This is a genomic window from Trichocoleus sp. Lan, from assembly GCF_039961855.1.
Taxonomy (GTDB): Bacteria; Cyanobacteriota; Cyanobacteriia; order Cyanobacteriales; family FACHB-T130; genus FACHB-T130.
This window is the reverse complement of record NZ_JAMPKA010000019.1, coordinates 119,374-141,023: the sequence shown is the minus strand read 5'-3', so window position 1 is coordinate 141,023 and position 21,650 is coordinate 119,374. Positions and strand designations below refer to the sequence as shown.

General features: G+C 47.1%; 20 protein-coding genes and 1 pseudogene. 12 read left to right on the top strand and 9 right to left on the bottom strand.

Going from position 1 to position 21,650, the window contains the following annotated elements; genetic code table 11:
- The 3 genes from NDA03_RS18005 to NDA03_RS17995 all read left to right on the top strand — a co-directional run bounded on the left by NDA03_RS18005 (position 1) and on the right by NDA03_RS17995 (position 4,094).
- Positions 1–1,617 carry a tyrosine-type recombinase/integrase gene (locus NDA03_RS18005; RefSeq protein WP_348238758.1) on the top strand — a complete coding sequence of 539 codons (1,617 nt, stop codon included), beginning with the start codon at positions 1–3 and terminating at the stop codon, positions 1,615–1,617.
- Entirely contained in the window at positions 1,601–2,467 is an 867-nt protein-coding gene (locus NDA03_RS18000) for a DUF6262 family protein (RefSeq protein WP_348238757.1), read from the top strand. The genes NDA03_RS18005 and NDA03_RS18000 overlap by 17 nt, the downstream gene beginning before the upstream one ends.
- 286 nt (positions 2,468–2,753) lie before the next feature.
- Positions 2,754–4,094, top strand: a complete 1,341-nt coding sequence (locus NDA03_RS17995; RefSeq protein WP_348238756.1) for a P63C domain-containing protein — start codon at positions 2,754–2,756, stop codon at positions 4,092–4,094.
- 336 nt (positions 4,095–4,430) lie between these two features.
- Here NDA03_RS17995 and NDA03_RS17990 read toward each other — a convergent pair whose 3' ends face one another.
- Positions 4,431–4,667, bottom strand: coding sequence for a hypothetical protein (locus NDA03_RS17990; RefSeq protein ID WP_348238755.1), 237 nt, complete (start codon positions 4,665–4,667; stop codon positions 4,431–4,433).
- Between the two features lie 107 nt (positions 4,668–4,774).
- Here NDA03_RS17990 and NDA03_RS17985 point away from each other — a divergent pair.
- The 3 genes and pseudogenes from NDA03_RS17985 to NDA03_RS17975 form a co-directional block, all read left to right on the top strand.
- Positions 4,775–5,290: pseudogene (locus NDA03_RS17985) on the top strand (RecQ family zinc-binding domain-containing protein); the annotation flags it as partial.
- A gap of 79 nt (positions 5,291–5,369) precedes the next feature.
- A complete protein-coding gene (locus NDA03_RS17980; protein WP_190414709.1) occupies positions 5,370–5,912 on the top strand; it encodes a GNAT family N-acetyltransferase in 543 nt (180 codons plus the stop codon).
- Between the two features lie 95 nt (positions 5,913–6,007).
- On the top strand, positions 6,008–6,190 hold the full coding sequence (locus tag NDA03_RS17975) for a hypothetical protein (RefSeq protein WP_190414710.1): 183 nt from the start codon (positions 6,008–6,010) through the stop codon (positions 6,188–6,190).
- A 64-nt stretch (positions 6,191–6,254) separates the two neighbouring features.
- Here NDA03_RS17975 and NDA03_RS17970 read toward each other — a convergent pair whose 3' ends face one another.
- Together NDA03_RS17970 and petN are read right to left on the bottom strand one after the other, a co-directional pair.
- Positions 6,255–6,422 carry a hypothetical protein gene (locus NDA03_RS17970; RefSeq protein WP_190430644.1) on the bottom strand — a complete coding sequence of 56 codons (168 nt, stop codon included), beginning with the start codon at positions 6,420–6,422 and terminating at the stop codon, positions 6,255–6,257.
- 7 nt (positions 6,423–6,429) lie between these two features.
- On the bottom strand, positions 6,430–6,519 hold the full coding sequence (gene petN / locus NDA03_RS17965; RefSeq protein ID WP_190430645.1) for a cytochrome b6-f complex subunit PetN: 90 nt from the start codon (positions 6,517–6,519) through the stop codon (positions 6,430–6,432).
- 149 nt (positions 6,520–6,668) lie between these two features.
- Here petN and NDA03_RS17960 point away from each other — a divergent pair, with 149 nt between their 5' ends.
- Positions 6,669–7,112: a hypothetical protein gene (locus NDA03_RS17960; RefSeq protein ID WP_348238754.1), complete on the top strand. Its 444-nt coding sequence runs from the start codon at positions 6,669–6,671 to the stop codon at positions 7,110–7,112.
- Here NDA03_RS17960 and NDA03_RS17955 read toward each other — a convergent pair.
- Positions 7,099–7,776: an SDR family oxidoreductase gene (locus NDA03_RS17955; RefSeq protein ID WP_190430646.1), complete on the bottom strand. Its 678-nt coding sequence runs from the start codon at positions 7,774–7,776 to the stop codon at positions 7,099–7,101. The genes NDA03_RS17960 and NDA03_RS17955 overlap by 14 nt on opposite strands.
- A gap of 101 nt (positions 7,777–7,877) precedes the next feature.
- Positions 7,878–8,504, bottom strand: a complete 627-nt coding sequence (locus NDA03_RS17950; RefSeq protein WP_190667149.1) for a class I SAM-dependent methyltransferase — start codon at positions 8,502–8,504, stop codon at positions 7,878–7,880.
- Positions 8,505–8,582: 78 nt separating this feature from the next.
- On the opposite strand from NDA03_RS17950, the gene NDA03_RS17945 reads away from it, so the two are divergent.
- Complete coding sequence (locus NDA03_RS17945) at positions 8,583–9,287, top strand: methyltransferase domain-containing protein (protein ID WP_348238753.1); 705 nt, start codon at positions 8,583–8,585, stop codon at positions 9,285–9,287.
- A gap of 65 nt (positions 9,288–9,352) precedes the next feature.
- Here the strand turns inward: NDA03_RS17945 and NDA03_RS17940 are convergent, their stop codons facing one another.
- Positions 9,353–10,507 (bottom strand): acyltransferase, encoded by a 1,155-nt coding sequence (locus tag NDA03_RS17940; RefSeq protein WP_348238752.1) that lies wholly within the window; start codon positions 10,505–10,507, stop codon positions 9,353–9,355.
- Between the two features lie 254 nt (positions 10,508–10,761).
- Positions 10,762–11,706 carry a cobalamin-binding protein gene (locus NDA03_RS17935; protein ID WP_348238751.1) on the bottom strand — a complete coding sequence of 315 codons (945 nt, stop codon included), beginning with the start codon at positions 11,704–11,706 and terminating at the stop codon, positions 10,762–10,764.
- 124 nt (positions 11,707–11,830) lie between these two features.
- On the opposite strand from NDA03_RS17935, the gene NDA03_RS17930 reads away from it, so the two are divergent.
- From NDA03_RS17930 to rpsD, 3 genes are all read left to right on the top strand, one after another.
- On the top strand, positions 11,831–15,373 hold the full coding sequence (locus NDA03_RS17930; RefSeq protein WP_348238750.1) for a PAS domain S-box protein: 3,543 nt from the start codon (positions 11,831–11,833) through the stop codon (positions 15,371–15,373).
- A complete protein-coding gene (locus tag NDA03_RS17925) occupies positions 15,370–15,810 on the top strand; it encodes a response regulator (protein WP_339380773.1) in 441 nt (146 codons plus the stop codon). The genes NDA03_RS17930 and NDA03_RS17925 overlap by 4 nt, the downstream gene beginning before the upstream one ends.
- A 107-nt stretch (positions 15,811–15,917) precedes the next feature.
- Positions 15,918–16,526: a 30S ribosomal protein S4 gene (rpsD, locus tag NDA03_RS17920; protein WP_190414721.1), complete on the top strand. Its 609-nt coding sequence runs from the start codon at positions 15,918–15,920 to the stop codon at positions 16,524–16,526.
- A 61-nt stretch (positions 16,527–16,587) separates the two neighbouring features.
- Here the strand turns inward: rpsD and moaA are convergent, their stop codons facing one another.
- Together moaA and NDA03_RS17910 are read right to left on the bottom strand one after the other, a co-directional pair.
- Entirely contained in the window at positions 16,588–17,574 is a 987-nt protein-coding gene (gene moaA, locus NDA03_RS17915; protein WP_190673671.1) for a GTP 3',8-cyclase MoaA, read from the bottom strand.
- Positions 17,575–17,618: 44 nt separating this feature from the next.
- Entirely contained in the window at positions 17,619–19,046 is a 1,428-nt protein-coding gene (locus NDA03_RS17910) for an MFS transporter (protein ID WP_347276109.1), read from the bottom strand.
- A 793-nt stretch (positions 19,047–19,839) separates the two neighbouring features.
- On the opposite strand from NDA03_RS17910, the gene NDA03_RS17905 reads away from it, so the two are divergent.
- Positions 19,840–21,054 (top strand): pentapeptide repeat-containing protein, encoded by a 1,215-nt coding sequence (locus NDA03_RS17905; RefSeq protein ID WP_348238749.1) that lies wholly within the window; start codon positions 19,840–19,842, stop codon positions 21,052–21,054.
- Positions 21,055–21,650 lie beyond the last annotated feature (596 nt).

Below are 21,650 nucleotides of genomic sequence, written 5' to 3'. Positions count from 1 at the left end.
ATGGAATCTCAACCAGAAGTAATACAGCCGCTAGTAGTTTTACAGTCTATTGGCACCGAACAATCAGTTACTAAGCCACCCCTACTCTGCACTCACTGCGGCGGCAATCGGTATGTCAAAAGACGCAAAGACAAAAAAAATGGGCATCAAATTTACCTTTGCAAGCAGTGCGGTCGTCATTTCATTGACAATCCCAACAAGTTTAAGGCCGTTGTTAATCCTCAAGCTGAATACGAAAAAAATATTTGGGACTGCCGGAACTTAGGTCTGGAACCTAAAGTAGGCACTACCCAATACAAGTTGAGCTTTGATGTCGTTCAGCCTTGGTTGTTGCCACCGCTTAAGCAATACATAAAACTCACCTTGGCGACACTGAGTTGGTCGTCTGGCTCTGAAAAACTCTGTGCAGTTAAGCGGTTTTCTAAATATTTGGCTGAAATATATCCCGATATTGTTCCCTCTGACATAGATCGGGCTGTAATCATTAGTTTCTTGGGGCATCTGGCAAGCACAAACTTATCGGCAAACACCAAAGCTTCAACAATTGGGTGTATTAGAGGCTTTTTAGAGTTTTGCTATCAGAACAAATACTTGGATGTGCGAAGGTATTTGATTCGGCACGAGGACTTTCCCAAAAGACCAAAGTCGCAACCAAGATACATTCCAGAAGAGGTAATGCAGCAGTTGAACCAGCATCTACCTAAACTGCCAGAACCCGTGATGCGAATGGTTTTGGTTCTCCAAGAGTGCGGAATGCGGATCTCCGAACTACTGCTGATGAAGGCTGATTGCCTCTTGCAAGACAAAGCAGGAGATTGGTTTCTTCGGTACTACCAATTCAAGATGAAAAAAGAGATCACTATCCCTCTCTCAAGAGAATTGGTGCGGGTGATTCAGGAGCAACAGCGCTACATTACCGACAATGTGGTGAAATTCGATTATTTATTCTGTGCCAATGAAGGCGGCGCACGGAGTGCAGGTGGGGTATTTGTGCCATCCCGTAGAAACATGACGGCTCAAGCTTTTTCAAGATATCTCAACAAACTAGCAGAACAGCAAAATATTGTTGATGCCCAAGGGAAGCGGTGGCATTTCCAATCTCATCAGTTTCGCCACACGGTCGGTACGCGCATGATTAATAACGGCGTTCCACAACACATTATTCAGCGCTATTTAGGGCACGAATCGCCCAACATGACTGCGGTTTATGCCCAGATCCACGACCAAACGATGAAAGAAGCGATCGCGAAGTTTCAAGGCAAGGTCGTGAATATCGCAGGACAAGTTATCGAATCCCACACGCCGGAAGTAGAAACGCTCGATCTGGAATGGTTCAAACGCAGCATCCAGGCTCAAGCCTTGCCAAACGGCTCCTGCGCTTTGCCAACTATATCTCAAGGATGCCCACACGCGAATGCTTGTCTAACCTGCGCCCATTTCCGAACCACGACTGAATTTTTAGAGAGCCATAAAGCTCAACTAGCTGAAACCGAAAAGCTAATCGAAAAGGCAAAAGGAAACAACTGGATTCGTCAGATCGAGATGAACGAAAAAGTTAAAGCCAATCTGGTCAACATTATCAACTCCCTGGAGGTGTCCAATGAAGCAGAAGCGTAGCGTCGAGGGATTGCGCCAAAACGCTCAAAAGAAAAGGCAGCAAGCAATAGAACGAACGGAAGAGGCGATCAAGCAGCTTATTAAGGAAGGAAGGAATGTCAACTTCAAGACTGTTTCTGAGGCTGGGCAAGTATCGACTGCTTGGCTGTACCGAGAGCCTGATATCAAAGCTCGAATCGAACAACTTAGGGAACAGGTACAAGGAAAGAAGCAAAAAACAGCCCCCCAAAAGGCTTCCGATGCTTCTAAGGATTCGATAATTGCCACCCTAAAGCGCCGAATTAAGGATTTAGAGCAGCAAAATAAAGACTTAAATCGTCAAAACGAGGTTTTTGCGGGGCAGGTTCTCCGAGTCCGAGAATTAGAGCAGCAAATTAAACGACTGGGGGCGGAGAACACTGCTTTGCGAGGTTCGTCAGGAAGCTCGTCAAATAAGCCCGTAGAAGCTGCTTCGGAGACGGAAGTTAAATTGAAAGAGCTAGGGGTTGAATTAAATTCAACTATCAGGCGGCTACTTCAAGACGCGCCTTCTGATGCCGTCACGCTTGCTCTTGAGTCTCTACGAGAAGCTATTTTTCAAGATAGAGCCAATAACCCATCTGGTTTTTTTGTCAGTGCTGTCAGCGATCGCTGGAAGCCAAACGAAGTTTACGAGCAGAAAGAAAGACGGGCTGTATTTAACGAGTGGTGGAATCTAGCTCGGCCTGCGGGAATAGTTAGCGCATCAATGGAAATCGACGGAATTCAATGCGTTCTAACAGCCGACGACGCATGGATACCTTTTGAGGAGATGCTGGCTCAGCATTCATTAGATGAACTAAGAAGCCGCATTAGCCCTCGGCACGGGTAGTGAAGAAGCTAGATAAACCTGGAGTTATCGGAGTCAAGAGCTTAGAGCAGCAGTATATGAATATTGTTTTAGCTAAAGATGACGGGAGGAGGATAGAACGGTCTTAATCGCAGAATGATTGATGTATTTTGCTTTAACTAGAAAAGCACATAGCTTGTAATTCGGTGTCAGCTCAGTGAATATCCTTACAAAAATACAAAAATATGCAAGCATTTATGGGTATATGCTTGCATATTTTTTGTCAACCTCCTAAAATGCAAGCATAGTCTCTAATAAAAATGCAAGCATGAAAAATAGCATTACTGGGAAGGCCATCGGTGGTCAAGCCCGAGCTAAAAACCTCAGCCCTGACCAAAGACGAGAAATAGCGAAGAAAGCTGCTGAAGCCAGATGGAGTAAAAAAAATATCTCAGAGCAAGCATCTCCTCACCGAGAAAATCTTGATTCTAAGCCGGGGGAGACCACTTCAGAGCAAGCATCTCCTCACCGAGAAAATCTTGATTCTAAGCCGGGGGAGACCACTTCAGAGCAAGCATCTCCTCACCGAGAAAATCTTGATTCTAAGCCGGGGGAGACCACTTCAGAGCAAGCATCTCCTCACCGAGAAAATCTTGATTCTAAGCCGGGGGAGACCACTTCAGAGCAAGCATCTCCTCACAAAGGAAGTTCTAGTATTGAAGTATTTGGTGTTGAAGATATAGAGACATCATTAGGCAGCGACGAATACCTACCAACAGCAATTCATTGGGGATTGCTCAACCTTGTTGGTATACAGCTTCCTTGTTACGTCTTAAACAATGGTCAAAGAATTATTGGAAGAGCTGCCGCTAATGAGATGCTGACTGGTCTTACGAAAGCAGGAAATTTTGAGCAAACAATCAGTGTCAAATCCTTAAAGCCTTTTTTAGATGCAGAAGAAATTATTAGCCAGTTTGTAGCTTTTAGATTGATAGATGTTCAGAAGAAATTCAATATCAGTGTAAAAGGTCTACCAGCAGACTTGCTGATTGATGTTTGCCGAGGTTTTGTTTCTGCACTTGAGTCCAGTTACCATCGTCCTGCGGACGCTGACTATCCTTCGTTGACATCAAGACAAAGGGAAATGGCAGTTCAGGCAAGCATGTTTCTTGGGGCTGTTGCCAAAGTTGGTTTAGATGCCCTTATTGATGAGGCAACAGGTTATCAAGAGGTTCGTCAGAAAGATGCACTTGAGGTTAAGCTTAGAGCCTATCTAGAAGATGAAATGCGTAAATGGGAAAAAACTTTTCCCGACGAATTATGGTTAGAATTTGGGCGTTTAACAAGCTGGAGAGGAAATATACACAAACGTCCTAAATATTGGGGAAAGCTTGTTATGGAACTCATATATGAATATCTTGACCCAGATGTTGCTCAGTGGTTAAGAGAACATGCCCCTAAACCTAGACGTGGGCAAAATTATCACCAGTGGCTTTCAGGTCAATATGGACTTAAGAAATTGATTGAACACATTTGGATGGTTATTGGAATGGCACGAGCCTGCCAAAGCATTCAAGAACTTAAGGAGAAGATGGCTTTGTATTTCGGCAAAGAACCAATTCAGTTAACGCTAACATTTTCGCGTTTAAACACACATTCTCACGAATAGAAATATTAAGACAGTGGATGGTACCACTGTCTTTTCTATCATGGGCGGCGCATGGTGCCAGTGGCGACTCCTAATCCCGGTCTGAGGGGTTCAATTCCCCTGCCGTCCACAATCAATCATATACAGACATGATAATGTACGGAACCCCTAGAGAAACGTGCTAGCTTCCCGAAGATTTTGAGTGGTGGGCACGGCTTCTAAACTGGATGTTTCCTGACACCTGTCATACTGTGAGCTAATCCGTTGGCTTGTCCGTCTTGATCTGACGAAAGCCAGCGGCGGGGGTCTCACCCGCCGACTAGATATTCTGTTGTTACGCTTGAGTTAAGTCTTTCACTAGCGCTGCTTAAAATGACGAAAAAGATTTTTGTCGAGGTTTTCAAGCTCTCGCACTAACTCTGAATCTGACGGAATTCTTATTCCTCGCGCCATTTCATATGCAGTATCGGTTGAGTTTTTACGAGACGCAGTAAGAATTGGGAGGAGTTGTGCAATCTCGTAGGCTGTAATATCGTCCTGTGGCTCAAATACATAGCAGGAGTTTGGGCCAGAAGAAAATTGTTCGTAGTTCACGGAAGGCATATGCTTGTTTTGAACATCAACACCTTCATTGTATACATATCTCCAAAGTAGAAGCCTTCCGGGGTAGGCATTCCACACTTTGTGCTATGGATAACAAGAGGTGGGTTGTTCATTTTCACTCGCCTTTACTACTTTCCGAGTACGTGCAGGAAGTAGGGAGAGCTGGACGAGATGGTAAATTATCTGAAGCTTTAACCTTGGTGAGCGAACGGACGGGGTGGCTGAACCCGGAGGATAAGCAAAGACGGGAATTTTTTGCGGGAAAGATGCGATCGCAATATCAAGAAGCTCAGCAACTCGCATCCAAACTCCCACCAAAAGGGGAAGTAACCGCCGTAACCAAACAGTTTCGAGACGGTGCTATAGCGCTTGCTCTCCTCCACAGTGCTGGACAATTGGAGTGGCAAGATCCCTTCAATTATGTTCGGCGTTCGGTTGGAAAATCTCGCTCTTTTGGGGAACTCAGTAGCCAGCAGCAGCAAGTTCAGTCCCAGATGGCTCAATACCTGAACACACGACAGTGCCGTTGGCAGTTTTTGTTACAGGCTTTTGGCTTCACCCAAGAGGCAGCTGGCTGGCGGTGCGGACACTGCGATAATTGCGCTCGACGCTAATCTTCGGAGTCCGTATCAGTCGTTAACCCCCTGCGAGCAACGTTGAAGATGAAGTAGGTTTTCACTTCGGAATGGAGCCATGTTTATTCAAACTCATCGTCTGCTGCTGCGGGAATTTACGGAAGCCGACTGGTCTGCCGTTTTAGCTTATCAATCCACGCCAGCATATCAACGCTTTTATCCAGAGGTCGGGCGCACTGAGGCAGACGCTCGCGCCTTCGTTAATCGCTTCCTCCAGTGGCAGCAAGAAACGCCCCGATGGAGGTATCAATGGGCAGTCGTCCGGAGACAGGACGGACTGATTGGTAATTGCGGTATTCGCAAAAGCGATCGCGATGCCTCAGAAGCAGAAATTGGGTGTGAATTGGCTCCCGAACACTGGGGGCGAAATTATCCTGTTGAAATGAGTCGTCCGCTACTGCAATTTGGCTTTACAGAGCTTGGACTGCATCGCATTTATGCACACTGTATCGCTGAAAATAGAGGGGCGGTGTCATTAGTGCAGAAGCTTGGAATGACCGAAGAAGGTCGGTTGCGAGAGAATGTCAGCATCCGGGGACGGTGGCATGACACGCTCGTATACGGGATCTTGAAGCAGGAATGGGCGGCGATGGTTGAATAACACCGGAACACGGACTCAGTTAAACTTCTTGACGCAAAAGTTTTTTCTTCTTCTTCATGGCTAGAGCCAAGGGCTTGAAACCCTGTCTGCTGAGGATGCCAACTTCTTTTTTACTGAGTCCTCAGTCCTCAGTCCTCAGTCCTCAGTCCTCAGTCCTCAGTCCTCAGTCCTCAGTCCTCAGTCCTCAGTCCTCAGTCCTCAGTCCTCAGTCCTCAGTCCTCAGTCCTCAGTCCTCAGTCCTCAGTCCTCAGTCCTCAGCCCTCAGTCCTCACTCCTGAAGAGTTTTTCGCTCAAAAGGCAAAAGGCAAAAGTAAAAATTTTTACTTTTGCCTTTTATAGACCCTAGACTTTAGTTGAGCGACGACGAGAGGGCTTATTCTCTCGCCTCTCCCGATCTTGGCGACGGCGATCGCGCCATTCTATCAGCGTCAGATAGATAATGCCCCCAGAAACCACCGTTAACAGGGCGAAGGTAGAAAAAGCCAGAACAGTCAGAACAGAAGTTTCCACAATGCTTTTAGAAGCCGTTACGACCCCAAATGACCATTGAAATCGACCAAGTAAACAAAACCAAAACTGAAACCCAACCGAGACTCAAAATATCCATAGTTGTATGTAAAGATAAGTGCCCAATAATCACTCCAGCGCCTATCATAATTCAATTTGAGGCATCTATGGCAGACCTCGGCGAATGACGAGGTTGCCAAAAAAACCTTTAACTGAACTAGGAGCGATTTTCACAGGATATTGCACGAGATGGTTGATCGGCTTGAGCGAATAGAATCTATCAAGGCAGGAACTGTTGCTGCTTTGTCTTTTTTCCTGGGTTATGGCATTGCTACCCTGAGCAATATTCTCGTGCTGTCGGAGCAGTTTGAGACACTCGCCAATCTGAAAGTCACGAATGGCGTTCACTTTCTAGTGAGTATGGCGATCGCTCTTTTGAGCGGCTTTCTGTTTGGCGTCACCTACCGCTATATTATTCGGGAAGACCCCAATCCGCACCTCAAGACTGGCGCAGTGTTTGCCTTTGGGTTGGTGCGGGGATTAGGGCAAGTGGAGGCTGGGTTAAATTTCCCCGATGCCTTCTGGTCGTTTGGGATTCTAGGAGGAGAGAGTATTTTGCTATTTGCGATCGCTCGTCTCCTCCTCGACTGGACAATTCAGCTAGGCTGGGTAAAACCGTTTAAGTCAAGCTAAATTCCGCAAACTCTGGTTGCCCATACATCATATTTCGGTCAACCGCTGAGAGGATTTTCTGGTTCGCAGCATCAGAATTAAGACACTGGCAAGTCAACTGCGCGACATCCGCGCGATGAATCGTCCCCGCAACTCGCGGATCTTCCGTCAAAACGCCATTGCCAGTTGCTGGTTCAGACTTCAATCCGCCGGGGCGGATAATAGTGTAAGTCAATCCGCTGTCAATCAGATACTTCTCGGCTTTCTCCTTTTCAATTAACACTGGCTTCAGCGTTTCTAAAGCTTGGGGAGGGATAGCCCCGACACTATCTCCACTTCCAATCGAAGAAATGAGAATAAACTTTTTTACCCCTGCTTTCACAGCAGCGTCAATAAGATTTTTGTTCCCCAAAAAATCAGCTCTTTCGCCGTCTTTGGGTAAACCGCCGATGGTGCTAATCGCAGCATGAATCGGTTCATCTCCTAAGATTGCCTGCTCAACTTCGGCAACATTTAAAGCGTCTCCCATCACTCCTTTAATTCCCATCGCTTCCAATTCGGCAGCAGATGCTGGCGATCGCAACAATGCCTTCACCTTCTGGTTTTCCTGTATTAAGTAGTTGGCAATTTCTCGACCAACGCCCCGACTGGCACCCGCTAGAAAAATATAGGATTCACTTGTCATCTTAAATTTCTTACTGTCCTAACTTGATATTTCATATTTTGCCGTAATTAGGGCGAAGAAAAAATGTAAAATTCCCAAACCTATTCTTCAATTTTGCATTTTTAATTTTTAATTTTTAATCTTCTCCTTGCCACCATCACCAGCCAAGATTGAGCTTCACAGGGCAATCCTGGGGGACGATAGTAGTGGTGGAGAATCTCAAAATCAGCTTGTTCTAGACAGGGTGCCAAAGTTTCATATTCCCACCCAGAAACAAAGCGATAGCCGGTTGGACGAACGCTATAGCCTTCGCTATCTCCACGACAAATAGAAATAATAATTGCACCGCCAGGAACCAGCGCTTGATGCAAATCCTTCAGCACTTTCACCATTTGGGAATGAGGAACGTGAAGTAGCGATGCATTCGCAAAAATCCCATCAAAGGTTTCTGGCGGCAGATCGAGATTGAAAAACGACTGCTGCCAAACCTCACAATCCGCAGCCTGTCGTGCCATTTCCACAAACGCAGGCGTTGCATCCAAGCCAATCACAGTATGCCCTTGGCGTTTGAATGCCAGCAAATCTCGTCCGGGACCACAGCCTATATCGAGGATTTTACCCGGATTTTTAGGCATCGCCGCTACCAAAGCATCACGATTTTGGGAAACATCGTGATCCCAAGTTCCCTCCCGAAACGATTCTGCTGTCGCTTGGTACTCCGCAATTGTCAGTTGCTCGTGTTCCTGCATCCTTCGCCTTGCTCAAACCTAATAGAATCTTACTATTCTCTATTTCCTCGTATTCTCTGTACCTCTGTGGTTTAAATTATGTTTCCTGGAGAAGTATTCGCCAACACCGCTGATTTTGACACTGGAATTCGCCATCTGTTGCCACGCTATGACGAAATGCTAGATGCGATTGCCCTTTGTCTACCCTCTAGCACCAAAGCTATCCTGGAACTCGGCTGCGGCACCGGCGAACTCAGTTTAAAAATCCTCAACCGCTGTCCTGATGCCCAACTGGTTGCTGTAGATTACTCTCCTCGGATGATCCAGTTTGCACAAAAGAAAATCCACGCAGCAGGCTATGCAGACAGGTGGACGGGAATTGAAGCCGACTTCGGAGATTGGGCGAATCATGCGTTGGAACTGGGAGAAAGCTTTGATGCCTGTGTCTCATCCTTGGCAATTCACCATCTCGCCGACGAAATGAAGTTGAAATTATTTCAGCGGATTGGTGAAAGCCTCAATCCAGGCGGCGTCTTTTGGAACGCAGATCCCATCCTGCCGGAATCACCAGTGATGCAGGAAATTTACCAAACGGCGCGGGAAGAATGGACATTGCAGCAAGGAACAACGCTGGCAGAAATTCGCGACAAAATTGGTAAGAGCAATCCTCAAGGTTACTCTAGTCAAGATCAATTAGCGACTCTAACCTCCCACTTAGAAATGCTGACAAATTCTGGGTTTACTACAGTGGCTATTCCTTGGAAATATTACGGTTTAGCCGTATTTGGCGGCTTTGTAGGATAAGCTTTTAACCCCAATTTATGGTTGGAAATCCTTATCTAACTCTGTCAACGGTAGTAATCCCAATCCTACTGCTGTAATGCTTGAGTGCCTTTCTTTGCCAAAATTGCTGAGGATAGGGCTGAACGCTTACTTAAAGAAAATAGGTAAGGAAATTTTATCTTTTTTGTTAGCTCATACAACAGGATTGGTAATATTAGACTAAAAATAGTTACCAGAATGATATGTAAAACCACATGATTGATGTGAAGACCTTTTTGGAGGAATATTCGAGTCGCTCCCATTGCTAACATATGAGCTAAATAAATGGGCATCGATAAAAAACCCAGGTAGCGAATAATATCTAATTTTTTGGTTTCTGCCAAGTAGAAAGATATGCCTAGGGTAACTATGATTCCTCCAGATGCCATAAAAAATCTAGTTCCTGGTTGTTCGCTTAAACCAAATTGTAAAAGTGTCATTTGAAAGATGACAAATATCAGCGCGATCGCGCCAATTTGCTGCTTGTTCAATTTATACAAGGTACTCGGAATATTTCTCAAGTCGTTGTGCAACCAGCGTGCCACAATTACCCCAACGACGAAAAACACAAACATACTCATGAATTTAGTCAGAATTTCGCTAGGCGCATAGGGATTCAGCAAGTAAATTAAAATAGAGAAAGAAAACAATATATATAGATTGATAAATTTTCGAGCGATCGCAAAGACTAAATAAGACGCAAATAAAACATATAAGAACCAAAGAGTAATTAAAGGAATGGGGTTAAAAGCCATGTAAAATGGTAAATCTTTAAACTGCAATTTAATGGGATTATTCGTATAGGTTGACATCAAAACCAAAATACTACCTTGGATAACAGACCAAAGTAAGTAGGGATACACAATTGTATTGAATTTATCCCCCCAGAATTTCTTCTTACCCTTCAATAAGCTTTTTTCTACAAATAAACCGGAGAGAAAAAAGAAAAGTGGCATATGAAAGCTAGAAATAAAATTAAAAGAGTAATCATGAAATAAATCATGCATTCCCATTCCAGCATTTTTTAAATTGGTCAAAACATGGACATAGACAACTAAAATGATGCCGATGCCTTTGGCATAATCAATCCAGTCAAGTCTAGTGCATGATAACGGTTCCGGCTTGCTTGGTAAAATTTGTAATTCTTCGACAGGCTTCATAATCTTGGTAGTTCCCCTTAATTGCAGTGCTGCATAATTCATGGAACCAGCAATGCCTGTTTTATAAAGTCAAGGATATAGCTTCCGTAAAGACTACAGAAATCCGATATTTCCGTTGTCATGCTACGTGCAACTTCTTTGCAAGTTCCGCAGCGAGTCAGACGAAAAAATCAACCCTCAGCTAGATCCGGGCAGACACACCTTCAGGTAACAGCACTTCTAAACTACTATCTTCATCTGGATAGTAGAGAGAGGTCAGCCCTAAGATAGATTTTTTTGTGAAGGAAGTATGTAGTCTATACCGGAGAATGATTTAATAAGCACTCCCAGCCAGTACCCTCGTATCCAAAATGGAAGCTTTCGGGATGCAGAATTTCGGCTAAGATTTCCAGAGAATCTACCAAACGGGGACCGGGACGGTTGAAGTAGGCGTTACCATCGGTGATGTAAACCCTGCCGGTTTGTACCGCTTGTAAGCTTTGCCATTCGGGATGTTGGAGTAGCGGCATTGCCTCAGCACGAGTGCGGTTTAAATCGAAGCCACAGGGCATGAAGATAATGGCAGTCGGGTTAGAGGTTGCGATCGCTTCCCACTTCAACCACGGCGAATGTTCACCCTCAACACCGAACAGAGATTGACCTCCAGCCATTTTGACTAATTCAGGAATCCAATTTCCCGCTGCCATTAGAGGATCGATCCACTCGATACAGGCAACTGTAGGACGGGCGCTGTCAGGAAGTGCTTGCGTCTTTTGCACGCAAGCGTCGATGCGAGACTGTAACCCAGCTAGCACGGGTGGCGCTGCGACACCCAAGGCATCAGCGACTCGTTGAATATCTGCCCAGACATCGCTTAAAAAATTAGGCTGTAAGGAAATAATCTGCGGCTGACTGCGGGTAAGCGTAGCAACCGCTTGCTCGACTTCACCGAGGCTAACGGCGCAGACTTCACACTGAGCTTGAGTCAAAATGTGGGTGGGTTGCAGCTGTTCGAGAACGTCGGTTTTGACTTGGTAAACACTCAGAGCAGATTGCAACAAATCTGTAACGCGATCGTGAATTTCCGGACTGGTGCCTTCGGGGTTAAATTTGGGCTGGGTGCAGACGGGCAAATTTTGGATTTCTGGCGGATAGTCGCATTCATGCGATCGCCCGACAATCGCCTGAGTTAGCCCCAAGATCGCTAAAATTTCCGTAGCGCTGGGAATCAGAGAGACAATTTTTAGGTTTGAATGAGTCACTTTTCCAACTCCTTTAGCAGCCTCGATCGAGAACTCATCATCAATTCTTGCTATCAAACAGTTCCAGGATGGCGCTGACGCCGTTAAAGAAAACAGCTCCTTTGGTTAGGGCTAAACCACGAATATGCCTCAATCTCATTCTCGTCTACTTTCTTTCCTGCAAATCGCGTCTCCAGCTGCGATCGCGATCGCGTTTCCACTTGGCTGTTTGGTGATGCTCGATTGGCTGTTCGAGCTTCCTTTCCTCAAGAATGTATTTCCACAGCACTCCCACAGCGACATCGGACTGGCAATCCTTGGAGTGATAAACGCGGTGGTTTTTGGCATCCTGGTTTGGTGGAATGTGAAAACATTAAAAACCATAGACTCCCAACGGCAACAAGCAGAAGAAGAACTGCGCCAACTCAATGCAGAACTGGAGGAGCGAGTCGAGCAGAGTACGGCACAATTGAGGCAAGCCAACGAACAATTGGCAAGCGAAATCGCCGAACGCAAGCAAGCAGAGGAGACACTCTCCCACCGCCCGCAGGAATCCAAAGCCGTGCTTGAAAATGCGCCCGATGCGATAATGCGTCTTGACAGACAAATGCGTTATGTATATGTCAATTCATTTGTCGAGCGGAGCACGGCAATGCCAGCGCAGGCATTCATCGGCAAGACTCCTGAAGAAGCTGGCTCACCCAAAGAGTTGTGCCAGCTTTGGGAAGATACCCTGCGGATGGTTTTTGAAACAGGTCAAGAACAAGCGATTGAATTCCAGACTGTCACGGTAAACGGATTCCGCAACTTTCAATCGCGTGTGGTTCCGGAGTTTAACCAAGAAGGTGAAATCGAAACTGCCTTGGTTGTGAGCCGCGACATCAGCGATCTCAAACGCGCCGAGGCAGCTCTCCAAAAAGAACGAGAATTCTTAAAAGTATTGCTAGATAACGTAGAAGCCGGAATCGTTGCTTGTGATGCCAACGGTGTCCTGACTCTGTTTAATCAGGCTTCACGAGCCTTTCATGGCTTGCCAGAACAACCGCTTCCGGCTGAGCAGTGGGCAGAATACTACGATTTATATATGTCCGACGGCAGAACGCCTATGAAGCGGGAAGATATCCCGCTGTTTCGAGCGTTACAAGGGGAGCATGTCCGCGATGTAGAAATGGTCATCGCCCCAAATTCAGGCAAATTTCGCACCTTACTAGCGAGCGGACAGGCATTCTTTGATTCGCAGGGAACAAAGCTGGGTGCGGTTGTTGCCATGCACGATATCACTGAGCGCAAACGAGTAGAGGAGGCACTGCGAGAAAGCGAGGAACGGCTACAGGCGATCGTAGATAATTCCACAGCGCTGATTTATCTAACGGATACTCAACACAGAATTCTGCTGATCAACCGCAGGTGTGAAGATTTGTTTGACCTGAATAAAGAGCAGACGATTGGTAAAAGCTTGTACGATATCTGGTCGAATGCGATCGCCGATGCCTTTGTCAAGAATAACCAAAGGGTACTCGCAGCCCAAATTCCGATAGAAATTGAAGAAGTTGCCCCTCACGACGATGAGTTACACACCTACATTTCAATCAAGTTTCCCCTTTATGACGCTAGTGGCGTTGTTTATGCCGTTTGTGGAATTTCCACCGACATCACCGAACGCAAGCAGATAGAGGAACACATTCGCACCCTGAACGCCGATCTTGAGGAGCGAGTGAACGAGCGGACAGCAGAGCTAAGGCTGATCAACCAAGCATTGCAAAGTGAAATCAGCGAGCGTCAGCGGGCAGAAGAAGAACGCGCCCAACTCTTGCTCCGCGAACAGGAAGCTCGTGAATTAGCCGAAGCAAGCGAACAGCGCTATCGCTTTCTCGCTGAATCCATCCCGCAGATAGTCTGGACTGTAGACTCAGATAGTGATTTCGATTACGTCAATCAGCGCTGGGTTGATTACAGCGGATTAACCCTCTCACAAAGCCAGGGTGACGGATGGTTCTCTGTCCTACATCCGGACGATCGGCTGGTGTCGATACAGCGGTGCCATCAATCTGCGGAGGCGGGCGAGAGTTACGAAATCGAAAATCGCTTCAAACGGGCTGCGGACGGACAATATCGCTGGCACCTAACTCGCGCAGTGCCGATGAAAGATCCTACCGGACGAATCGTTAAGTGGTTCGGCACCTGCACAGACATCGACGACCAGAAACATACGGCGGAGGCGCTGCGAGAAAGCGAGGCGCGGTTGCAGGCGATTCTAGATAACATTCCGGCAGTTATCTACCTCAAGGACACTGAGGGCAAGTTTATTTTTATTAATCACCAGTTTGAAATTCTTTTTCATATTGATGGAGAAAAGGTTAAAAGCAAGACTGATTACGATCTCTTCCCCAAAGAAATGGCGGATGTATTTCGGGCGAACGATCGAAAGGTACTCGAAGCCAGAACTGCTGTGGAGTGGGAAGAAGTTGTGCCTCAAGATGACGGACTACACACGTACATTTCGACTAAGTTTCCCCTGTGCGACGCGGCTGGAGTTCCTTATGGAGTTTGCGGCATCTCCACCGACATCACCAAACGCAAACGAGCCGAGGAGGCATTACAAGAAAGCGAAGCTCGGTTTAGGCGCATCGTTGAATCCAACATGATTGGGATTCTCTTCTGGGATGTGTCAGGTAACGTTACAGAAGCCAACAACGCCTTCTTAGAGATGGTCGGGTACACGCGGGAGGATCTGCTTTTAGGGAAAGTGCATTGGAAAAAGATGACTCCTGTGGAATATAACTATCTCGATGAAAAGGGCATCCAGGAGCTAGCCGCGACGGGGATTTGTAGCCCCTTTGAGAAGGAATATATTCGTAAAGATGGCAGTCGCATCCCTGTTTTGCTCGGCGGTGCTGTGCTGGAAGGATCTCAAGATAAAGGTGTGTGCTTTGTCATTGACATCACTGAGCGTAAGCGGATGGAGGAGACTCTCTTCAAACAAGCACAGGAACTCGCTCGTTCTAATGCGGAACTGGAACAATTCGCTTATGTAGCTTCCCATGACTTGCAGGAACCGCTGCGAATGGTTGCCAGCTACACCCAGCTTCTGTCTCGGCGCTACAAAGGGAGACTGGATGAGGACGCCGACGATTTTATTGATTTTGCCGTCGATGGTGCGAACCGGATGCAACGGCTGATTCAAGATTTGTTGGAGTATTCGCGCCTGGGAACGCGAAGTCGGGAATTTGAGATGGTGGATTGCGATCGCTCTTTTGAGGAAGCGATCGCGAATCTGCAAATTGCGATCGCCGAAAATAATGCCACCATTACCCGCGATCCCCTACCCTCGGTGAGGGGGGATGCGACTCAAATCGGGCAGCTGTTACAGAACTTAATTGGGAATGGAATCAAGTTTCGTAAAGATGCCCCCCCCCAGGTTCACGTTTCCGCTCAAACAAGCGAAAATGAATGGGTCTTCTCAGTCCGCGATAACGGTATTGGGATTGCCCCAGCTCATCAAGCACGAATTTTTGTCATTTTTCAACGTTTGCACGCACGCGAAACCTATCCTGGTAACGGAATTGGTTTAGCTATCTGCAAAAAAATCGTCGATCGACACGGTGGGCGGATCTGGGTGGATTCTGAATGGGGACAGGGAAGTGTATTCTACTTTACAATTCCCAGAACAGGAGAGAACCCAAGGTGAATCTGGGTAATAGACCCGTAGAAATCCTGCTAGTTGAAGACAATGAGGGTGATATTCGGCTCACCCAAGAAGCATTTAGAGACAGTCAGGTTGGGAATCACCTGAATGTTGTCCGGGATGGTGTTGAAGCGATCGCCTTCCTCAAAAGAGAAGAAAAGTATGCCAATGCCGTTCGTCCCGATATTATCCTCCTTGACCTCAATTTACCGAAGCGCAACGGTATTGAAGTGTTGGCAGAAATCAAGCAGGATGACCAGCTTAAAAGGATTCCCGTCATCGTTCTGACCTCCTCCCAAGCCGAACCAGATATTCTCAGCAGCTACGATTTACATGCCAACTGTTTCATCAGTAAGCCGATTGACCTAGATCGGTTCCTGCGGGTGGTGCAGTCAATCGAGGACTTCTGGCTCACTATCGTCAAACTCCCCCCAGAATAGAAAAAGCGAACCAAAAAATATTTTTCGGCTCACTTTAAATTTCTCCTAGATTGGGCTTACAATGATAGTTTTGGTTAAAGTCTGAAGGGTACACAAGAGGAAGCTATATGTCCCGATATCGAGGCCCACGCCTCAGAATTGTGCGTCGCTTGGGCGATCTGCCCGGTTTAACTCGCAAATCAGCCCGCCGTGCATATCCACCAGGACAGCATGGTCAAGCCCGCAAGAAGCGCTCAGAGTATGCTGTCCGCCTAGAGGAAAAGCAGAAACTCCGCTTCAATTATGGCTTAAGTGAAAAGCAGCTGCTGCGTTACGTGCGGAAAGCACGTCGCGCCACGGGTTCCACGGGTCAAGCATTGCTGCAACTGTTAGAAATGCGTCTGGATAACACCGTTTTCCGGATGGGGATGGCTCCCACGATTCCTGGGGCGCGTCAGCTAGTCAATCACGGTCATGTGTTGGTGAATGGTCGTGCGGTGAATATTCCCAGCTATCAGTGCCGTCCGGGAGAGGTCATCAGTGTCCGAGATAAGGAAGGATCTCGCCGGTTAGTGCAACAGAACCTGGAATATCCAGGTTTGGCAAATATGCCCAGCCATCTAGAGTTTGACAAAACCAAGATGACTGGCAGAGTCAACGGCGTGATTGAGCGCGAATGGATCGCGCTGCAAATCAACGAACTGTTGGTGGTTGAGTACTACTCACGCCAAGCTTAAGATAGTTTTGAGTTTTGAGTTTTGAATAATTCAGGACTCATTCAAAACTCAAAATTATTTTTTAGCCCCCAATTTGCGACATGGTGCGGCTATACGCACCAGTCGTGCCAGCATCTCTCTGCTTATAGTTAATCTCTGGTTTCATTAACAGCAATTGCTGCACTTGATTGCGGAGTTCGGCTGTATTAACACCGGCGCGGAGGGCGGTTTTTAGGTCAATTTGACCCGTCTCATTCAGCAGACAGGGACGCAACCAGCCATCCGCAGATAGACGCATCCGGTTACAGCGATCGCAAAAACACTCGGACATCTGACTAATAAATCCTAGCGTCCCTTTAGCTCCGGGAATCTGGAAGACATCGGCGGGACCATTACCACGAACATAAGATTCTGTCAGGCCAAAGATGTCGCGGATGCGTTGGCGCAAATCGGCGGATGCCACCCAACCATTTCCGACAAATAATTGATCGTTGCCGATTGGCATAAACTCAATAAACCGGACGTGCCATTGCCGGTCAATTGTCAACGCAGCCAGATCCAACACTTCTTGGTCGTTAACATGAGGAATGATCACCACATTTAGCTTCAGAGGGTCGAACCCGACGCGATGGGCGGCTTGAATTCCATCCCAAACTTTCTGCCACTGAGAACGACCGCGATTGCCGATAATTTTGTCAAAGGTTTCGGGATTGAGCGAATCCAGACTGATATTCAGGCGTCGCAACCCGGCGTCGTAGAGTTGTTGGGCGATTGGGGCGAGTAAAAACCCGTTGGTGGTCATTGAGAGGTCTTGCGTTTCCGGCAGGGACGCGATCGCCTCCACCAACTCCACCACCCGCGGACGCAGTAGCGGTTCGCCCCCAGTTAGACGAAATCGAGTAAATCCTACCGGGATAAATACCTCTTCGATCAGGGTGAGCAATTCTTCATCAGTTAACAGCTGTTGCTGCAAAATGTAGTCAAGCTCAGCACCCTCCGGCATACAGTACTGACACCGGAAATTGCAGCGGTCAATTAAGCTAATCCGAAGGTAGTCTACCTGATTCATGTTTTTTTGGGGTTGATGAGAACACCAACCCCTAACCCCTACCCTTATTCTGATCCATTTGTCAGTGGATCTACAGTAATTGGGGCCCGAAGCGGCACAAGTTGCAGTTTCGGCGAAATGAGCGATCGCCAAACCTTCCGAATCGGATGACTGCGATGCTCCTTGACAAAGACTAAAGGCAGGATAGCCACAAGTCGTAAAACAGCAGACAGAGCAAACACGGTTGGCAAGCCACCGAAATTGTCCAACTCAGCCAGAAATCCCCCGACAGTCGTTCCCAGTGCGCCACTGACACCCGCAACCGCCGCAGCGATCGCAAAGTAAGCAGATTGATGGCGTCCTGCTGCCACAGCCATTTGCAAATTGTTGGTACACAAGTCAATCGCTGCCCAGGTGCCACCCATGAACAGGTGTAAAAGCGGGAACCAAACCCAAACCGAAACTGGGTCAGCTCCCAGCCCCAGCCAGAGTAAAGGTGTCAGTGCTGCCAACACCCCCACAAATACCAGAAGTGGACGATTCCCAATTCGGTCTGCCAGCTTCCCCCATACCACCATCATTACCAAGGTAGCCGCCGCCGTTAAGCTGCTATAGAGCGTTACCCAGCTGACATCGATATTCAGGTTGTCCAGCAGATAGAGACCGAAGAAAGGAGTGCAGATATTAACTGCAAATGCCCAAAAGCTAAAGTAAAGCAGAAACCTGACAAAATTGCCATTTTTGAGCAGAGCGATCGCAGTTCCCCAACGCTCAGTTTCCCCTGCCTCATCAGCAGTGCCGTGCTGCGTCTGGGGATTCACATCCACCATGAAAAACTGACAGCCCAAACTAATTAACCCAATGATGACTCCCAAGAACAAGACCACACCGTATCCCTGAAGCGGCCCGCCAGGCCAAACCGACACGGCTAGACCGAGCAGCGGTACGGAGAGCAGAGTGGTCAAGCTGATAGCACTGTTACGAAAGCCAAAATATCGCCCCCGCAACTGTTCCGGAACCAACGCCGCCATCCAGCTGAGCCAGTTAGCACTGCCCAAGCTGCCAATGATATTGGTTGCCAAGACGATTGCTAATGTCCAGCTGACCAGGTTGGGCGAATTCGTTGGGTGCCAGCAACTCCAACCAATTCCCGCCACTAAAATTAGCCACAGCAGCCGCGACGGGCCGTAGATCCAGACATTAAACCAGTGGCGACTGATGGTTCGTTCTGACAGATACGCTCCCAGTGGTTGCAGCAAATTCACCAGCATGGGGACGGACGACAACATCCCAATCTCCATTGGGCTTGCACCTAATTGGAGTAAGAAATTACTGAGCAGGACGCCGCCGGTAATGCCGCCAAACACGACAGCAAAGACAGCATCCCAAGTAGACGCTTTTAGGCTAGACCGAATTACCTGTTTGGAAAGTTTGGAAGGTGAATTGGAAGAAACTACCAGCGGGGAAGCGGCGGGAGTTTCTAAAACCTCCAAAGCTGGAAGAGATACGGTTTCAGCTGGGACTTGCAACGGTAAACTCCTCGACTGGTTTAGATAGGCTGGAATAGGGAACCACTGACTTTGTCTCTATTAAAGAACCCTCTTGCCGACAGCACGGACGACAGCCTTGTCTGTCTTGGCTCGAAGATGGACGTTTTAGAAGGATAGACTGAGAATTCTAGGTTGGGCAGCTTCCCGCAGTCAGATAACTTTCTCAATCCTTTGAAACAAACATTCAAAATAATTAAATCTCTCTGCCGCTAGTTAATAAATGGTAGCAATTGTGTATCAGACCAGTGGACGTAAAACCAATACATCTTCACTTAACCTTTCCCCTAGAAAAGGCTGATTTCGTGGTTTCCCCTGGCCTTGTAAGGAAGGATTCAGGGGTTAGATTTGTCTGAGTGGAGGAAAAATTGAGCGCCAAACTTTTCTCCCTTAAACATCCCTTTCCCACTTTTTCTACCCAAAGACGGACTGGCGAGTAACAGCACTTGAAATCTCGGTTCTCTTCGTCAGAGTAGAGTCGCTGCCTCTTCTAGGGTTCCCAAGAAACCTCAGTGAATATCTACAAGCCGGTTAATGAGTTGCTCGAACTGCCATTGTCCAAAGCCTTTTCTTTCAGAAAACGGCGATTTCAGTAGTCTTTTGAGAATTTGTAACCAGTATCATCTCTATATCAGGGCGCAGGAGAACCGATTTAAACCGCCAAGACATCGTTGGTACCCTTTAGGGGTGCCTAACCAAAAATCATCGCATCTGCCAAAAGAGAGGGGAGCTGAAGTGCATGGCAAACAAGCAACAGCGAGCTTTACTCAAGCAAGGAGTAGAAGCTTGGAATAAGTGGCGTAAATTGAGTCCGGGAATCCCGCCAAATTTAATTGGAGCCGATTTACGCCAGGAAGATTTGGGTGGAGTTAACCTGGCGGGGGCGTCTCTGTGCAGTGCTGACCTGAGTGGAGCCAATCTGATGCAGGCATCTCTGCATCGAACAGACCTGCGGGGTGCGGATTTGAGGGGAGCATCCCTGAGTAAAGCGGACTTGTCAGAGGCAGATATCACTGAAGCTAATCTCAGCGAAGCCTACCTCTTTGAGGCGAACCTGAGCCGAGTAAACCTTGAAGGTGCAGATATGCACTGGGTCTACCTGGGTAAAGCTGATTTGTCTGGGGCGAATTTGGTTGGGGCGAACCTTAGAGAGGTAGATATGCGGGGAGCCAATCTAATCGGGGCGAACCTTCGCGAGGCGGATTTGTTTAAAGCGAATCTAATTGGGGCGGATTTACAAGGAGCCGATCTGCGCGGGACGAATTTGGGTGAGGCTAACTTAATGGGGGCAAGGTTGCTCAAGACTAACTTTGAGAATGCAAACCTAGAGGGTTGTTTAGTTTATGGGATTTCGTCTTGGGGGTTAAAGTTGGAAGGAGCCAACCAGTCAAATTTGGTGATTACTCCGCCAGATTATCCAGCGATCGCACTGGATAATCTGGAAGTGGCGACATTTATGTACTTGTTGCTGAATCACCAGAAAATCCGCGAGGTTTTTCCCTCAATAGCCTCCAATATCGTGCCGATCTTGGGCAGTTTCAAAGCAGATGGGCGGAAAGATTTATTGGAGGGGCTTCGCAATGCCCTTCGCCAACATGACTATTTGCCTTTGTCGGTGGAGTTGGAAAAAGCAGCGACGCCGGAACTTGCAGAAGCAATCTCCACCGTAGTTGGAATGGCGAAGTTTATGATTGTGGATTTCACGGACGCTAGCAGCATCCCCCAAGAATTACTGAAAATTCTCCAGGGTATCCCTTTGGTGCCGGTGCAACCGTTAGTGCAAGTGGATAGCGTGGATAGCAAAGAGGTAGCTGTGTTGAAGGAGTTTCAGGAATATCCTTACGCTCAACCCATTTACCAGTATCAGAATCTTGAAGATGCGATCGCTTCTGTAGAAGAAAAAATTATTGCCCCTGCTGAGGCAAAGGCGAATGATTTACTGAGCGGACGTTAGGGATGCCAATCCCTTACCTCTACGATGGCTGACGCTGATTTGATTGTTTGCTGAAATCGCCATCTTGCTTAGAATGTCTTCCGTAACTACGGAAACGGGGTTCGTAGCTAAAACTACAAACTACCGTCTCTATTGGCATGGCACACCTGGTAAGTTTTTCCGGAATTTGCGGGCGCGTGTCGAAAAAAACTGGCAAGGCTCTTGACAAAGCTCTGCTTACTTCGGCGGAAACTGAGTTTTAATTTTACCGAGTAGTTTTTCTAGAATTGCGTACCGAGCGGATGAGCGATCGCGAAGCCGATAACAAAGCGATTAAACTGACAAATGTTTTTCACCTTATCTAAGAGCGGCTAAAAAGCAATCACAGTATGCTTTTTAGCCTAAATAAAACCCTTGGCAGTATCGCTAAATGCGATCGCTTTTCCCCTCTTCTTCTGGTGTGCCCCCGTAATCTCACGTAGTTCAAAACAAAAGCCTTTTTTGTTGTTTTACATATTATGTTATTTCTGTCTGTATGCTTAGTAACATTTATGGCGAAATTTATCTTTAAGCTCAGTAAATATACTACTTGTTTAAAGATTGTGTAAATATGTACT

Bases quoted from the DNA above. Each gene is read 5' to 3' on its own strand.
- NDA03_RS18005 (WP_348238758.1), top strand. From the start codon at position 1: ATGGAATCTCAACCAGAAGTAATACAGCCGCTAGTAGTTTTACAGTCT.
- NDA03_RS18000 (WP_348238757.1), top strand. From the start codon at position 1,601: ATGAAGCAGAAGCGTAGCGTCGAGGGATTGCGCCAAAACGCTCAAAAG.
- NDA03_RS17995 (WP_348238756.1), top strand. From the start codon at position 2,754: ATGAAAAATAGCATTACTGGGAAGGCCATCGGTGGTCAAGCCCGAGCT.
- NDA03_RS17980 (WP_190414709.1), top strand. From the start codon at position 5,370: ATGTTTATTCAAACTCATCGTCTGCTGCTGCGGGAATTTACGGAAGCC.
- NDA03_RS17975 (WP_190414710.1), top strand. From the start codon at position 6,008: ATGCCAACTTCTTTTTTACTGAGTCCTCAGTCCTCAGTCCTCAGTCCT.
- petN (WP_190430645.1), bottom strand. From the start codon at position 6,519: ATGGATATTTTGAGTCTCGGTTGGGTTTCAGTTTTGGTTTTGTTTACT.
- NDA03_RS17960 (WP_348238754.1), top strand. From the start codon at position 6,669: ATGGTTGATCGGCTTGAGCGAATAGAATCTATCAAGGCAGGAACTGTT.
- NDA03_RS17955 (WP_190430646.1), bottom strand. From the start codon at position 7,776: ATGACAAGTGAATCCTATATTTTTCTAGCGGGTGCCAGTCGGGGCGTT.
- NDA03_RS17950 (WP_190667149.1), bottom strand. From the start codon at position 8,504: ATGCAGGAACACGAGCAACTGACAATTGCGGAGTACCAAGCGACAGCA.
- NDA03_RS17945 (WP_348238753.1), top strand. From the start codon at position 8,583: ATGTTTCCTGGAGAAGTATTCGCCAACACCGCTGATTTTGACACTGGA.
- NDA03_RS17940 (WP_348238752.1), bottom strand. From the start codon at position 10,507: ATGAATTATGCAGCACTGCAATTAAGGGGAACTACCAAGATTATGAAG.
- NDA03_RS17930 (WP_348238750.1), top strand. From the start codon at position 11,831: ATGCCTCAATCTCATTCTCGTCTACTTTCTTTCCTGCAAATCGCGTCT.
- rpsD (WP_190414721.1), top strand. From the start codon at position 15,918: ATGTCCCGATATCGAGGCCCACGCCTCAGAATTGTGCGTCGCTTGGGC.
- moaA (WP_190673671.1), bottom strand. From the start codon at position 17,574: ATGAATCAGGTAGACTACCTTCGGATTAGCTTAATTGACCGCTGCAAT.
- NDA03_RS17905 (WP_348238749.1), top strand. From the start codon at position 19,840: ATGGCAAACAAGCAACAGCGAGCTTTACTCAAGCAAGGAGTAGAAGCT.